The sequence below is a fragment of the Bradyrhizobium sp. 159 genome (genome assembly GCF_023073795.1).
GTDB lineage: Bacteria > Pseudomonadota > Alphaproteobacteria > Rhizobiales > Xanthobacteraceae > Bradyrhizobium.
Genome location: NZ_JADPKE010000086.1, coordinates 26,456 through 39,712 on the forward strand (window position 1 = coordinate 26,456; position 13,257 = coordinate 39,712).

13 protein-coding genes are annotated in these 13,257 nt (G+C 64.8%); 10 read left to right on the plus strand and 3 right to left on the minus strand.

All coding sequences use genetic code 11. From position 1 onward, the window contains the following. Positions 1-69 precede the first annotated feature (69 nt). Together IVA96_RS24610 and IVA96_RS24615 are read right to left on the minus strand one after the other, a co-directional pair. Positions 70-1,563 carry an NAD-dependent succinate-semialdehyde dehydrogenase gene (locus tag IVA96_RS24610; RefSeq protein WP_247419757.1) on the minus strand — a complete coding sequence of 498 codons (1,494 nt, stop codon included), beginning with the start codon at positions 1,561-1,563 and terminating at the stop codon, positions 70-72. A gap of 161 nt (positions 1,564-1,724) precedes the next feature. Further along, a complete protein-coding gene (locus IVA96_RS24615; RefSeq protein ID WP_247419759.1) occupies positions 1,725-2,045 on the minus strand; it encodes a hypothetical protein in 321 nt (106 codons plus the stop codon). A 337-nt stretch (positions 2,046-2,382) separates the two neighbouring features. Between IVA96_RS24615 and IVA96_RS24620 the strand changes: the two genes are divergently transcribed. Beyond that, positions 2,383-3,579, plus strand: a complete 1,197-nt coding sequence (locus IVA96_RS24620; RefSeq protein ID WP_247419760.1) for a serine hydrolase domain-containing protein — start codon at positions 2,383-2,385, stop codon at positions 3,577-3,579. 288 nt (positions 3,580-3,867) lie between these two features. On the opposite strand, the gene IVA96_RS24625 is transcribed toward IVA96_RS24620, so the two are convergent. Further along, a complete protein-coding gene (locus IVA96_RS24625) occupies positions 3,868-4,869 on the minus strand; it encodes an adenosine kinase (protein ID WP_247419762.1) in 1,002 nt (333 codons plus the stop codon). Positions 4,870-4,992: 123 nt separating this feature from the next. Between IVA96_RS24625 and murJ the strand changes: the two genes are divergently transcribed. The 9 genes from murJ to miaB all read left to right on the plus strand — a co-directional run bounded on the left by murJ (position 4,993) and on the right by miaB (position 13,232). After that, positions 4,993-6,525, plus strand: a complete 1,533-nt coding sequence (gene murJ / locus IVA96_RS24630; RefSeq protein WP_247419764.1) for a murein biosynthesis integral membrane protein MurJ — start codon at positions 4,993-4,995, stop codon at positions 6,523-6,525. A 94-nt stretch (positions 6,526-6,619) separates the two neighbouring features. Further along, positions 6,620-7,672 carry a tryptophan--tRNA ligase gene (trpS, locus tag IVA96_RS24635; RefSeq protein ID WP_247419766.1) on the plus strand — a complete coding sequence of 351 codons (1,053 nt, stop codon included), beginning with the start codon at positions 6,620-6,622 and terminating at the stop codon, positions 7,670-7,672. A 98-nt stretch (positions 7,673-7,770) separates the two neighbouring features. Further along, a complete protein-coding gene (locus tag IVA96_RS24640) occupies positions 7,771-8,265 on the plus strand; it encodes a universal stress protein (protein WP_247419767.1) in 495 nt (164 codons plus the stop codon). 300 nt (positions 8,266-8,565) lie between these two features. Then, positions 8,566-9,135 carry a NifU family protein gene (locus IVA96_RS24645; RefSeq protein ID WP_247276467.1) on the plus strand — a complete coding sequence of 190 codons (570 nt, stop codon included), beginning with the start codon at positions 8,566-8,568 and terminating at the stop codon, positions 9,133-9,135. 158 nt (positions 9,136-9,293) lie between these two features. Further along, the gene (tsaB, locus tag IVA96_RS24650) at positions 9,294-9,989 is read left to right on the plus strand and encodes a tRNA (adenosine(37)-N6)-threonylcarbamoyltransferase complex dimerization subunit type 1 TsaB (protein ID WP_247419769.1); all 696 of its coding nucleotides are present in this window, start codon (positions 9,294-9,296) and stop codon (positions 9,987-9,989) included. Continuing rightward, positions 9,986-10,471 (plus strand): ribosomal protein S18-alanine N-acetyltransferase, encoded by a 486-nt coding sequence (rimI, locus tag IVA96_RS24655; protein ID WP_247419772.1) that lies wholly within the window; start codon positions 9,986-9,988, stop codon positions 10,469-10,471. Before tsaB ends, rimI begins: the two co-directional genes overlap by 4 nt. A gap of 37 nt (positions 10,472-10,508) precedes the next feature. Further along, on the plus strand, positions 10,509-10,964 hold the full coding sequence (locus IVA96_RS24660) for a Fur family transcriptional regulator (protein WP_247276470.1): 456 nt from the start codon (positions 10,509-10,511) through the stop codon (positions 10,962-10,964). A gap of 4 nt (positions 10,965-10,968) precedes the next feature. Next, a complete protein-coding gene (locus tag IVA96_RS24665; protein WP_247276471.1) occupies positions 10,969-11,649 on the plus strand; it encodes an HAD family hydrolase in 681 nt (226 codons plus the stop codon). 188 nt (positions 11,650-11,837) lie between these two features. Next, complete coding sequence (miaB, locus tag IVA96_RS24670; RefSeq protein ID WP_247419776.1) at positions 11,838-13,232, plus strand: tRNA (N6-isopentenyl adenosine(37)-C2)-methylthiotransferase MiaB; 1,395 nt, start codon at positions 11,838-11,840, stop codon at positions 13,230-13,232. Positions 13,233-13,257 lie beyond the last annotated feature (25 nt).

A 13,257-nucleotide genomic window follows, 5' to 3' on the forward strand; every position in this document is an offset into this window, starting at 1 on the left:
GACGCGGAGAGGCCGGTCGGCCCCTCCAGCATTCCTGCCTGGCTCACATTCGCGACGACAACGGCGGGCCTACACCCCCGCCATCATCACGTATTTGATCTCGACATATTCGTCCATGCCGTGATGTGAGCCTTCGCGCCCGAGGCCGCTCTCCTTGACGCCGCCGAAGGGCGCGACCTCGGTGGTGATCAGGCCGGTGTTGACGCCGACCATGCCGGATTCCAGCGCTTCGGCGACGCGCCAGACGCGGCCGAGATCGCGGGAGTAGAAGTAAGAGGCGAGGCCGAACGGCGAGGCGTTGCACATCGCGATGACATCCGCTTCGTCCTTGAAGCGGATGACGGGCGCGAGCGGACCGAAGGTTTCCTCCTGCGACACCAGCGAGTCCGGCTTGACGTCGGCAAGCACCGTCGGCTCGAAGAACGAGCGTCCAAGCTCGCTGCGCTTGCCGCCGGTGACGACCTTTGCTCCGCGCTTGACGGCGTCGGCGATATGGCGCTCGACCTTGTCGACCGCCTTCATGTTGATCAGCGGACCCTGCGTGACACCGCTCTCGGTCCCGTCGCCGATCTTCATCGCCGCGACCTTCTTCGACAGCTTCTGCACGAACTCGTCGTAGATCCCGTCCTGGGCATAGAGCCGGTTGGCGCAGACGCAGGTCTGGCCCATATTGCGGTATTTCGAGACGATGGCGCCTTCGACTGCGGCATCGATGTCGGCATCGTCGAACACCACGAACGGAGCGTTGCCGCCAAGCTCGAGGCCGAGCCGCTTCACGCCGACGGAGGCCTGCTGGTAGAGGATCTTGCCGACGGCGGTCGAGCCGGTGAAGCCGACGAAACGCACCGCCGGATGCTCGCACAGCACCTTGCCGATCGGCGGCGCGTCGCCCGTGATGATGTTGAACACGCCTTTGGGCACACCAGCCTTCTCGGCAAGCGCCGCGAGCGCCAGCGCCGAGAGTGGCGTTTCGTTCGCGGGCTTCAGCACCACGGTGCAGCCGGCCGCGAGCGCCGGCGAGACCTTTCGCGTGATCATCGAGTTCGGGAAATTCCACGGCGTGATCGCGCCGCAGACGCCGATCGGCTGCTTGATCGCGAGCAGCCGCGCATCGCTCCGCTGCGTCGGAATGGTCTCGCCATAGACGCGCCTCGCCTCCTCCGCGAAGAACTCGACATAGGCGCCGCCGATATCGACCTCGCCGAGCGCCTCGGCGAGCGGCTTGCCCTGCTCGGAGGTGAGGATCAGCGCGAGGTCCTCGCGGTTGGCGACGATCAGCTCGAACCATTTGCGCAAGATGTTGGAGCGCTGCTTGGCGGTGAGCTTGGCCCAGGCCGGAAACGCGCGCTCGGCGGCTTCTACCGCCTTGGTGGTATCGTCCGCGCCAAGTTGCGGGACTTTTGCAAGCTCGACGCCGGTGGCGGGATTGTTGACGGCGAAAACCGGCGAGCCGACCCAGACGCCATCAATGTAACAGGCTTCCTTCAGCAGCGACGGGTCCTTCAACCGGTCGCGCAGATTGGACGAGGCTTGCGGGGCGCGGGCGGCGGCGGTCGGGGTCATGGCGTTACTCCTCAGGGCGCGATCGGATCGGCCCGGAATATAGGGGCAGACGGCGCGCAATGCACCGCCCGGCAACGCACATCTGCTGGGAGTTAAACTGAGAGCCGCAGGTCCCTTATCTCTCTCCAGCGGGGAGAGGTAAGGCATCGCGATCGCCGTAGCTAGGCCGCGCCGCTCAGGTAAGTCTCGCGCCGGCCGATCATGCGCTCGGCTGCGGCCTTGGCGTCCGCCTTCGAGGATGTCGCACAGGTGCGGTATTCAAGATCGGGGGCATGAGAGGTGTCGCGGCGACCGAACCAGGATTTTGAACCGACCGGCAGCAGTGCGAGCGCCTGCGCCAGGTTGTCGACCGCGCCGAAGGAATACAGCGCGCCGGTGCCGGCGATGCGGACTTCGTAGATCCCTGGCGAAATAGGCGCCTCCAGATTCTCGCCCCGCCCGGGACGGGGATAGCGCTTCCATTCACTCCAGGTCGAAATCATCTGAGGTCCCCCTCGCCGCCCGGCCACGGTCGGCAACATTTGCATCAAGTCTTAATCGGTCCATCGATCGGGCCGGGTTCTGAACGCGACAGCTCACGAAATGTTTCAAGCGTTCGAAAACTCACGAAACATATTGCCTCAAGCCATCCAAGGTGAGCGCGAAGCGCGGTCGTCCACCGCAGATTGCGTCACCGTTCAGCCGCTGTCGTGCTGTGCTGGTCGCGGGCCGTCAAGTCACGACATCGCGACCGCCGCGGCAGTTGAGATGCTTGCTGCACGCGACCTCCGGGAGGACAATCGATCACTTCCAACAATAATCAAACCGGAGGAAACCCGCATGCAAAGCCAAGCCCAGATCGACGAAGTTCTGCGTCAGAAGAGCGACGCCAAGGAGATTCCCGGCGTCGTCGCCATCGCCGCCAGCGGCAACGACGTGCTGTATCAGGGTGCGTTCGGCAAGCGCGACCTATCGAAGCCCGACGCGATGACTGCGGACCGCGTGTTCTGGATCGCATCGATGACGAAGGCGGTGACCACTGCCGGCGCGATGCAGCTCGTCGAACAGGGCAAGCTGTCGCTGGATGCGCCGATCGGTGAAGTCCTGCCCGATCTTGCCGAGCCGCAAGTGCTCGAAGGTTTCGACGCCAAGGGCGAGCCGAAGTTGCGGCCAGCTAAGGGGCAGATCACGCTGCGCCAGCTCATGACCCACACCGCCGGCTTCTGCTACAACATGTGGAACGGCGATCTCGCGGTCTATCTGGACAAGACCGGCATTCCCGCCATTACCACCTGCCAGAACGCGGCGCTGAAGACGCCTATCATGACCGATCCCGGCACGCGCTGGGAATACGGCACCAATATCGATTTCGTCGGCAAGGCGGTGGAGGCCGTCAGCGGCAAGCGGCTCGATGCCTATTTGCGCGAAAATATGTTCGCGCCGCTCGGCATGAGCGACACCGCCTTCAAGATCACCGACAGCATGCGCAAGCGCCTGGTCGGCATGCATGCGCGCGGCGAGGACGGCCAGCTCGCATCGATCCCGTTCGAGCTCGAACAGGAGCCGGAATTCCACATGGGGGGTGGCGGCCTCTATTCGACCGCCGGCGACTATATCAAATTCACCCAGATGATTCTCAACAAGGGCCGCGGCAACGGCAACCAGGTGCTGAAGGCGGAGACGGTCGCGACGATGGGGCAGAACCACATCGGCGATCTTGCCATGGGCAAGATGACCACGGCGGCGCCGATGTACACCAATGACGTCGATCTCTACCCGGAGCAGATCAAGAAGTGGGGTCTCAGCTTCATGATCAACACCGCCAAGACGGCGGAAGGGCGTAGCGCAGGCAGCCTGGCTTGGGCGGGCCTCGCCAACACCTATTACTGGATCGACCCTTCGCGCGACGTCACCGGCGTCATCCTGATGCAGCTGTTGCCGTTCGCCGACGCGAAATGTTTGGAGGCGTTCGCGGGCTTCGAGCGAGGGGTTTACGCCGGGCTCGATGCTGCTGGGAGCGGGCAGAAGGCGGCGTGAGGAGCTGATGCTCTCGCCATTCGCGGCGGATCGGCCGTGTCGAAGTGAGACGGCGGCAGAGACGTGAACTCCCATCCTGCCCTGGAGGGGGAGGATCGGTTCGCATGTAGTAAAGCTGCATGCGAGCCGAGGTGGGGTGAGGCCGCGGCGAAGATCTCATATAGAAGGCCATGCAACAGCCGCGAATGCACGCGGGCCAGAACGCACCACCGAACGTGCTGAAAGACCGTCACCCCACCCCGCTCGCGCTGCGCGCGATCGACCCTCCCCCTCCAGGGGAGGTAAAAGCTAATCCATCACCCCACGCTGCTCCGCGAGCTCCTTAAGCCATACCTGCGGGCGGGCGCCGATGTGCTGGATCACTTCGGCGGCCGCGAGCGCACCGAGCTGGCCGCACTGCTTGTAGGGCAGATTGCGCGCCAGGCCATAGAGGAAACCCGCGGCGAAGAGGTCGCCGGCGCCGGTGGTGTCGACCACCTTCTCCACCGGGAATGCCGGCGCGGCAACGGAATCTTCCGCTGACACCACCATGCAGCCCTTCTCGCTGCGGGTGACGACGCCGAGATTGACGTCGTTGCGCAGCTGCTTCAGCGCGGTATCGAAGTCGGAGGTCGTGTAGAGCGAATGCAGCTCGGCCTCGTTGGCGAACACGATGTCGACGGTGCCGTTGCGCATCAAGGACAGGAACTCGTCGCGATAGCGATCGACGCAGAAGGAATCGGACAGCGTCAGCGCCACCTTGCGCTTGGCGTCATGGGCGATCTTGGCCGCCTTGACGAAGGCGTCCTTGGCGTTCTTGGGGTCCCAGAGATAGCCTTCGAGGTAGACGATGCTGGCGCCAGCGACCTCGGCTGGATCGATATCGGCGGGCGACAGATCCTGCGCCGCGCCGAGATAGGTGTTCATGGTGCGCTCGCCGTCGCCGGTGACCAGGATGTAGGAGCAGCCGGTGGCGGGGCCGTCCGTTGCGGCTGGCGTGTTGAAAGCGACCCCGGCGGCGCGGATGTCGTGGATATAGAGCTTGCCGATCTGGTCGTCCTTGACCTTGCCGACATAAGCGGCGCGTGCCCCTAAGCTGCCGATGCCGACGATGGTGTTGGCGGCCGAGCCGCCCGAGACTTCGGTCGCCGGGCCCATGTCCTTGTAGATGGCGGCCGCCCGTGCCTCGTCGATCAGGGACATGCTGCCCTTGGTCATGCCATGCTTGGCCAAAAAGGCCTCGTCGGTCCTGACCAGCACGTCGAACAGCGCGTTGCCGATGCCGAGAACGTCATATTTCACGTCAGCCATTCACCTTGATCCTGTTGCCCGATTGCGATTACCGGGGAAATCCGCTTCCTGTCGGCCTGAAATCCGGTTCGCGGCCTATCACGACCAGCCCTTCGCGGGCAAGCAACGGTATTATTGCGCCCGATGATCCGCTCCTTCCTGACCGTCTCGACGGGAACGCTGGCCTCGCGGCTGCTGGGCTTTGCCCGCGATTCCCTGATTGCGGCGCTGCTCGGCACCGGCGCCGTGGCGGACGCGTTCCTGGCCGCGTTTCAACTCGTCAACGTGGTGCGCCGGCTGCTCAGCGAGGGGGCGCTGAATGCGGCGCTGGTCCCGGCCTGGTTGCGCGTCCGCGACCGCGATGACGAGACGGCTGCGGCGGCATTCGCGGGACGGGTGCTCGGCACGGTCTGCGCGGCCCTGGTCGCGATCTCGATCGGCATTGCAGTGTTGATGCCGCTGATCATCACGGTGATCGCGCCGGGATTTCTCGGTAGCGGGACGCTCGATCTCGCCGTGCAGAACGCGCGGCTGATGCTGCCTTATCTCGCTTTCGCCGGCCCCGTCACCGTGCTGATGGGGCTGCTCAACGCGCAAGGGCGGTTTGCGCTGACGGCGTTCTCGCCGCTGCTGTTCAACATCGCGCTGATCGCCGCGATCGCGGCGCTGTTGCTGTGGCACGCCGATGCGGCCCTCGCTGGGTGGATGCTCGCCGCCACCGTCGGTATTGCCGGTCTGCTGCAATTGCTGATGCTGCTATCGCAGCGAAGCGCGCGCCTTGCAACGCCACTGCGCGTGAGTTTTGACAAGGAGATGCGGGCCTTTTTTGCCAAAGCTATTCCCGGCATGATCGCAAGCTCGGGCCCGCAATGGCTGATCGTCGCGGGCGCGATCATCGCCTCCGCAACACCGTCGGCCGTATCCTGGCTCTATTTCGCCAACCGCTTGGTCGAGCTGCCGCTTGGCATCGTCGGCGTCGCCATGGGTACGGTGCTGGTGCCGGAGCTGACCCGCGCGGTCGGTAGCGGCGACCACGTCGCGGTGGCGCACGCGGAATCGCGTGCGCTGGAGCTGGCGACTGGCCTCGCCGTGCCGGCCACGTTCGGTCTGATCGTGCTGGCCGACCCGATCGTACGGCTATTGTTCGAGCACGGCGCCTTCAGCGACGATGACAGCGCGGCCACCGCGCAAGCACTGGTCTGGCTGGCGCTGGGCCTGCCGGCGCATGTGCTGATCAAGGCGCTGTCACCGGCCTTCTATGCCCGCAGCGACACGATGACGCCGCTGCGCGCAATCGCCAACGGTTTCGTGGTGACCGTCGTACTCGCGCTCCTGCTCGGTCATGTCTTCGGCGCGAGCGGGATCGCGGCGAGTATCGCGGCCGGTGCCTGGAGCAGCGCGCTCTCGCTGCTCCGGAAAGGCACGAGCGAGTTCGGCTTCTCGGTTGACGCGAGCGCCCGCACGCGATTGCCGCGGATCGTGCTGGCCGCCTCGGCGATGGGCGCCCTGCTCTGGCTGACCAGGGGTCTCGTACCTGCCGAGACCCATGGCTTCATCAAATTCGTCGCGCTGGGTGTGCAGATCGCGACCGGGATCGTGGTCTACGGCCTGCTCCTGCAAATTCTCGGCGCAGCCTCCTGGCGCGAGGCGGTTAACGCGTCGAAACGACCGGCCTAAATCGCGAGCCGCCCGAATTGCCCTTGACGGGGCTGCGCCGCTGTTGGAAACGACGGCCGAATAGCTTCAGGAAGGCTTGCCAGGAAAACTAACCATGCCATTCGTTGAACGGGTATTTTCGGGCGTCCAGCCGACGGGCAATCTGCATCTCGGCAATTACCTCGGCGCGATCGTCAACTTCGTGAAGATGCAGGAGACCCACAACTGCATCTATTGCGTCGTCGACATGCACGCGATCACGCAAGGGGTCGACGTCTGGGGCGGGCCGGCCGAGCTCACGCGCAACACCCGCGAGGTGACCGCGGCGTTCATCGCTGCCGGCATCGATCCCAGGAAGCACATCGTGTTCAACCAGAGCCAGGTCTCGGGACACGCCGAGCTCGCCTGGATCTTCAATTGCGTCGCGCGCATGGGCTGGCTCGGCCGCATGACCCAGTTCAAGGAGAAGGCCGGCAAGGACCGCGAGAACGCCTCGGTCGGGCTGTTCGATTATCCCGTGCTGATGGCGGCCGACATCCTGCTCTACCGCGCCACCCACGTGCCCGTCGGCGAGGACCAGAAGCAGCATCTCGAGCTGTCGCGCGACATCGCGCAGAAGTTCAACAACGATTTCGGCGACTCGATCCGCAGCCAGGGCGGCAATGACGGCCTGTTCTTCCCGCTGCCGGAACCCCTGATCACGGGTCCGGCAACGCGCGTGATGAGCCTGCGCGACGGCACCAAGAAGATGTCGAAGTCCGATGCGTCGGACAATTCGCGCATCAATTTGACCGACGATGCCGACACCATCGCGCAGAAGATCCGCAAGGCGAAGACCGATCCGGAGCCGCTGCCGACCGAGGAGAAGGGCCTGGAGGCACGCCCCGAAGCCGACAATCTCGTCGGCATCTTCGCCGCGCTCTCCGGCCGCTCCAAAGCCGACGTGCTGCGCGATTTCGGCGGCGGCCAGTTCTCCAGCTTCAAGAACGCGCTGGCCGAGCTGTGCGTGACCAAGCTCGCGCCGATCGCGGGCGAGATGAAGCGCCTCGTGGCCGACCCCGGCCATATCGACGCGATCCTGAACGAAGGCTCGGACCGGGCCCGCGCCATCGCCGACGAAACGATGAAGCTTTCGAAAGACATCGTCGGCTTCATCCGCCAGCGCTGATCAACGCGTCTGGCCGGCGTCATAGCGCCGGCCACTCCCCTCTCCCAAACATTGCGGGAGTGTGGCAGCATGCCAGCCGTGCGCACGCCGGGACATGCATGACCAGCAAGCGACTTTGCTTCGAGCCGGGTCACAAGCCCAAATGCCTCGTCGTCGTCGATGACACCGCCGAATGGGATCGCGCGGTTTATTACGCCAGCCGCTGGGCGATCCGCGGCGGCGGCGGCGTGGTGATGCTTCGCATCATCGAGCCCAACCAGCAGAGCCAGGAATGGCTGGGCGTCGCCGACATCATGCGCGCCGAGGCGCATGAAGCGGCGGAAGCCGCGCTCGACCGCGCCGCCGGGAGAGCCAACGGGATCGCGGCGATCACGCCGGAACGGGTGATCCGGGAAGGCGCCGCGATGGAACAGCTGCTCGCAGTGATCGACGAGGACCCCGACATCGCCATGCTGGTGCTGGCCGCAAGTCCTGGTGCGGAGGGACCGGGGCCATTGGTCTCGCTGCTTACGCATGCGCTTGGAACGTTTCCCGTTCCTGTGACGATCATCTCGGGTGCGCTGAGTGACCAAAGCGTGGACTCGCTGTCGTAGCGGTGCCTCTTACCCTCCCCTGGAGGGGGAGGGTCGGCACGCGATCGAGCGAAGCGAGACGGGTGACGGGGTGGGGTGATCTCTCCGCTCGGGCACCGCATCCTTGGAGAGACACCCCGCTATGCATTGCGCTTCGCTTCATGCGTAGCGACCTTCCCCCTCCAGGGGAGGGTAAATGGCCCAAGTCTCTGATTTTCATTAACTAATGTCTCTTCTCCCCTTGATCGTGCGTTCCCCATCGCCATCTGCTAGGGAAGAGAGCACGCGCCGGCCTTGAACCGGCGACGTCTGGAGAGAACCATGTTCATTCAAACCGAAGCCACCCCCAATCCCGCCACGCTGAAGTTCATTCCCGGCCGCGTCGTCGTCGACGGCAGCCCAATGGAATTTTCGAGCCGCGAAGCCGCAAGCCGCTCGCCCCTCGCCGAAAAGCTGTTCGACGTGCCCGGCGTCACCGGAGTGTTCTACGGATCGGACTTCATCACCGTGACCAAGGCGAGCGGTGAGTGGCAGCAGCTCAAGCCCGCAATCCTCGGCGCCATCATGGAGCACTATATGTCCGGCGCGCCGCTGCTCGCCGACGGCACAGCGCAAAGCGATGCCGAGCTCGACGACGAGGACGAGTTCTTCGATGAGGCCGATGCCGAGACGGTCGACATGATCAAGGACCTGATCGAGACCCGCGTGCGGCCGGCGGTCGCCAATGACGGCGGCGACATCACCTTCCGCGGCTTCAAGGACGGTATCGTCTATCTCAACATGAAGGGCGCCTGCTCGGGCTGCCCGTCGTCCACCGCAACGCTCCAGCACGGGATCCAGAACCTCTTGAAGCATTTCGTGCCCGACGTCATCGAAGTCCGGCCGATGTGAGTTGCACGGTCTGCGCATCGATTTCGCGCCGTCATGCCCGGGCTTGTCCCGGGCATCCACGTTTTTTGGGGCCGCAAAGTCGTGGATGGCCAGGTCAAGCCCGGCCATGACGGCCAGAACTTTAGGCATCATCCAATTGCCAATGCTATGATCGCGTTATGCTGATCCTCGCCATCGATACTGCGCTCGACGCCTGCGCGGCCGCGGTGCTCGACACCGAAACGGCCGAGCTGCGCGCGCAGGAATCGGTGCCGATGAAGCGCGGGCATGCCGAAGCCCTGATGCCGCTGATCGCGCGGGTGATGAAATCGGCAGAGCTCAGCTTCACCGTGCTCGACCGCATCGCGGTCACGGTCGGTCCCGGCAGCTTCACCGGCCTACGCGTCGGTATTTCGGCGGCGCGCGGCTTTGCGCTCGCGGCCAAGCGGCCGGCCATCGGCCTGACCACCTTGTCGGCCTATGCCGCCGCCGTCGTCGGCCAGAACAGATCGGCGCCCGTGATCTCCGCGATCGACGCGCGGCACGACCATGTCTATTTCCAGATCGTCGCCGGCGACGGCAGCCAGCTGGTGCGACCGAGGGTCGCCGGCATCGATGAGGCGATCGCGGCCTCGCAATTCGGCGCGCCGCATCTAGTCGGCAATGCAGCAAACATTCTCGCCGAGCGCTGGCCGAAGGATGCACCGCAACCCGTCGCGGTCGACGCACAGGCTGCGCCTGATATCGGCTGGGTCGCCTGGCTCGGCGCCGCGGCCAATCCCGACACGACCCCAGCGCGGCCGTTCTATCTGCGCGCGCCCGATGCCAAGCCGGCCGCGCAGCCACAGCTCGCAGCAAAAGCCGCAATCTCATGATGAGATGGTTGTCGCAATGGTGGCGCGGCGGCACCGCCGCCGTTGAGCCCGCGTCCGCGCGCGATGCCGCACGGCTGGCGCAGCTTCACCGCGCCTGCTTCGCACGCGGCTGGGGCGAAGGCGAGTTTGAGACCATGATCAGCGAGCGCAACACGCTGGTGCATCGCTTGCGTCTCGGCCGCAAGACGATCGGCTTTGCGGTGTCGCGGATCGGCGCGGACGAAGCGGAAATCCTCTCGATCGCGGTCGATCAGGCTCATCGCGGCCGGGGTCTCTCCCGCACGCTGCTGATGACCCATCTCGGCCATCTCGCGGGACGCGGCGTGCGCACAATATTTCTCGAAGTCGAGGAAAATAACCAACCGGCGCGCCGACTCTACGATCGGGCCGGATTCACGGTGGTCGGACGGCGCGAACGCTACTATAAGCAGCCGACCGGGGAACAGCTGAACGCCCTTCTGATGCGACGTGACTTGGCGTAACATTGATGGCAGAAAGCGCCCCGTCAGGCAGACAATCATGACCGCACTGAAAACTTCTTCCGCATCCAAGGCGTCCGGCATCGAGGCACGGTGCGCCGCCACCGGCATGCGCATGACCGAGCAGCGCCGCGTCATCGCCCGCGTGCTCGCGGAATCGGTCGATCATCCTGACGTCGAGGAACTGTACCGGCGCTGCGTCGCCGTCGACGACAAGATCTCGATCTCGACGGTCTACCGAACGGTGAAGCTGTTCGAGGATGCGGGCATCATCGAACGCCACGATTTCCGCGAGGGCCGCGCGCGCTATGAGACGATGCGCGACAGCCATCACGACCACCTCATCAACCTGCGCGACGGCAAGGTGATCGAGTTCACCTCGGAGGAGATCGAGAAGCTCCAGGCCGAGATCGCCCGCAAGCTCGGCTACAAGCTGGTCGATCACCGGCTCGAGCTCTATTGCGTCCCGCTCGACGACGACAAGCCGACGTCTTAGTTTAGTGCCTATCGATCTCATCATCTTCGACTGCGACGGCGTGCTCGTGGACAGCGAGGTGATCTCCTGTCGTGCGCATGCGGATGTGCTGACCAGGCACGGCTATCCGATCACGTCGGATCAGGTGTTCGAGCGCTTCCTCGGCCGCTCGACGCGGCAGGCCAATCTCGAGATTGAGACCGAGCTCGGTCGCAAGCTGCCCGAGGCCTATCACGGCGATCTGCAGGACGAGCTATTCCGCTCCTTCGAGGCCGACCTCGAAGCGATCCGCGGCATCCATGATGCGCTCGATATCGTTACCCAGCACGTCTGCGTCGCCTCGAGCGGCTCGCACCAGCGCATGCGCGTGAGCCTGGGGAGCACGGGCCTCTACGAACGCCTCGCGCCGAACATCTTCTCGGCCTCGCAGGTGAAGAACGGCAAGCCGGCGCCGGACCTGTTCCTGTTCGCGGCAAAGCAGATGGGCGTGCCGCCGGGGCGCTGTGTCGTGATCGAGGACAGCCTGGCCGGGATTGCCGGCGCCCGGGCGGCCGGGATGGCGGTGTTCGGCTTTTACGGTGGCAGCCATTGCCGCGACGGCTACGCCGAAACGCTGCGCCAAGCCGGCGCCGACCTGCTCTTTGCCGACATGCATCGGCTGCCGGAGCTGATCCGGCGGGCCGAGGCGAAGGCCCTGGCGGGCTGATTTTCGGTCTCTGACCGCCATCCGGGTCGGCGCGAGGCGCGTGAACCCGGAATCGCGCCAAAACCTCTGGATTCCGGACTTTGCGACTGCGTCGCGCCGGAATGACGGCCCAAGGGGGCGCCATTCGCTGGATTTTCGCCGCTCCAGCCTATATCTGAGGGCCGTCCTCCACCTCAATTCCGGGTTCCATGACGCCGCCGCGCAAGCTGCACATCAAATCATATGGCTGCCAGATGAATGTCTACGATGCGCAGCGCATGGTGGACACGTTGGCTCCGGAAGGATTCGTGGAGACGGCCAGCGTTGATGACGCCGACCTCGTTATCCTCAACACCTGCCATATCCGCGAGAAGGCCTCGGAAAAAGTCTATTCCGAACTCGGCCGGCTGCGCGTGGCCAAGGACGAGGCGGGGCGGGGCGGCCGCGCGATGCAGATTGCGGTCGCGGGCTGCGTGGCACAGGCCGAGGGCGAAGAAATCGTGCGCCGCGCGCCCGTCGTCGACGTCGTGGTCGGACCACAGAGCTATCATCATCTGCCCGAGCTGTTGAAGCGCGCGAGCGACGAGGGTCGCGCGATCGAGACCGAATTTCCCGCTCAGGACAAGTTCGGCTTCCTGGCGCAGCCGAAGCCCGACGCGATTCGCGCGCGCGGCATCTCCGCCTTCGTCACTGTGCAGGAAGGCTGCGACAAGTTCTGCACGTTCTGCGTCGTGCCGTATACGCGCGGCGCCGAAGTTTCCCGTCCGGTGGCAAAGATCGTGGAGGACGTGAAGCGGCTCGCCGACAACGGCGTGCGCGAGCTGACGCTGATCGGGCAGAACGTCAACGCCTATCACGGCGAGGGGCCGGACGGAAAAACCTGGCCGCTCGGCCGGTTGCTCGAGCATCTGGCGCAAATCCCGGGCATCGCGCGGCTGCGCTATTCGACCAGCCATCCCCGCGACGTCGATGACAGTTTGATTGCGGCCCATCGCGATCTCGGCCCGCTGATGCCGTTCGTGCACCTGCCGGTGCAGTCGGGCTCGGACCGGATTCTGGCCGCCATGAACCGCAAACATACCGCCGATGATTACCGGCGGGTCATCGATCGTTTCCGCACCGCACGCCAAGACATTGCTTTTTCATCAGATTTTATCGTCGGCTTCCCCGGCGAGAGCGAGCAAGATTTTCTCGCCACTCTCGCGCTCGTCACGCAAATCGGCTACGCTGCGGCTTATTCGTTCAAATACTCCGCCCGGCCGGGAACGCCGGCCGCGGATATGCAGGAGACGGTGTCCCCCGCCGAGATGGACCAGCGATTGGAGCGGCTCCAGGAACTGATCGACAGCCAGCAATCGGCCTTCAACAAGGCTGCGATTGGCTCAACGGTGGACGTGCTGTTCGAGCGTCCAGCCCGCAAGGAAGGCCAGATCGTCGGCCGCACCGCTTACCTCCAGCCCGCGCATGTGATGGCCTCGGCCGACATCATCGGACAGATCCTGTCGGTCCGGATCGACAGCCTCGAACGCTACAGCTTTCTCGGCGAGCTCGTGACGCCGCGCAACGCGCGCGAGCCCGCTTTATCGCAAGCCACTGGAGCCTGAACCCTTGCCAAAAAGCGCATCGGAT

Bases quoted from the DNA above. Each gene is read 5' to 3' on its own strand.
- IVA96_RS24640 (WP_247419767.1), top strand. From the start codon at position 7,771: ATGACCAGCAAGCGACTTTGCTTCGAGCCGGGTCACAAGCCCAAATGC.
- IVA96_RS24610 (WP_247419757.1), bottom strand. From the start codon at position 1,563: ATGACCCCGACCGCCGCCGCCCGCGCCCCGCAAGCCTCGTCCAATCTG.
- IVA96_RS24625 (WP_247419762.1), bottom strand. From the start codon at position 4,869: ATGGCTGACGTGAAATATGACGTTCTCGGCATCGGCAACGCGCTGTTC.
- tsaB (WP_247419769.1), top strand. From the start codon at position 9,294: ATGCTGATCCTCGCCATCGATACTGCGCTCGACGCCTGCGCGGCCGCG.
- miaB (WP_247419776.1), top strand. From the start codon at position 11,838: ATGACGCCGCCGCGCAAGCTGCACATCAAATCATATGGCTGCCAGATG.
- rimI (WP_247419772.1), top strand. From the start codon at position 9,986: ATGATGAGATGGTTGTCGCAATGGTGGCGCGGCGGCACCGCCGCCGTT.
- IVA96_RS24645 (WP_247276467.1), top strand. From the start codon at position 8,566: ATGTTCATTCAAACCGAAGCCACCCCCAATCCCGCCACGCTGAAGTTC.
- trpS (WP_247419766.1), top strand. From the start codon at position 6,620: ATGCCATTCGTTGAACGGGTATTTTCGGGCGTCCAGCCGACGGGCAAT.
- IVA96_RS24620 (WP_247419760.1), top strand. From the start codon at position 2,383: ATGCAAAGCCAAGCCCAGATCGACGAAGTTCTGCGTCAGAAGAGCGAC.
- IVA96_RS24660 (WP_247276470.1), top strand. From the start codon at position 10,509: ATGACCGCACTGAAAACTTCTTCCGCATCCAAGGCGTCCGGCATCGAG.
- IVA96_RS24615 (WP_247419759.1), bottom strand. From the start codon at position 2,045: ATGATTTCGACCTGGAGTGAATGGAAGCGCTATCCCCGTCCCGGGCGG.
- murJ (WP_247419764.1), top strand. From the start codon at position 4,993: ATGATCCGCTCCTTCCTGACCGTCTCGACGGGAACGCTGGCCTCGCGG.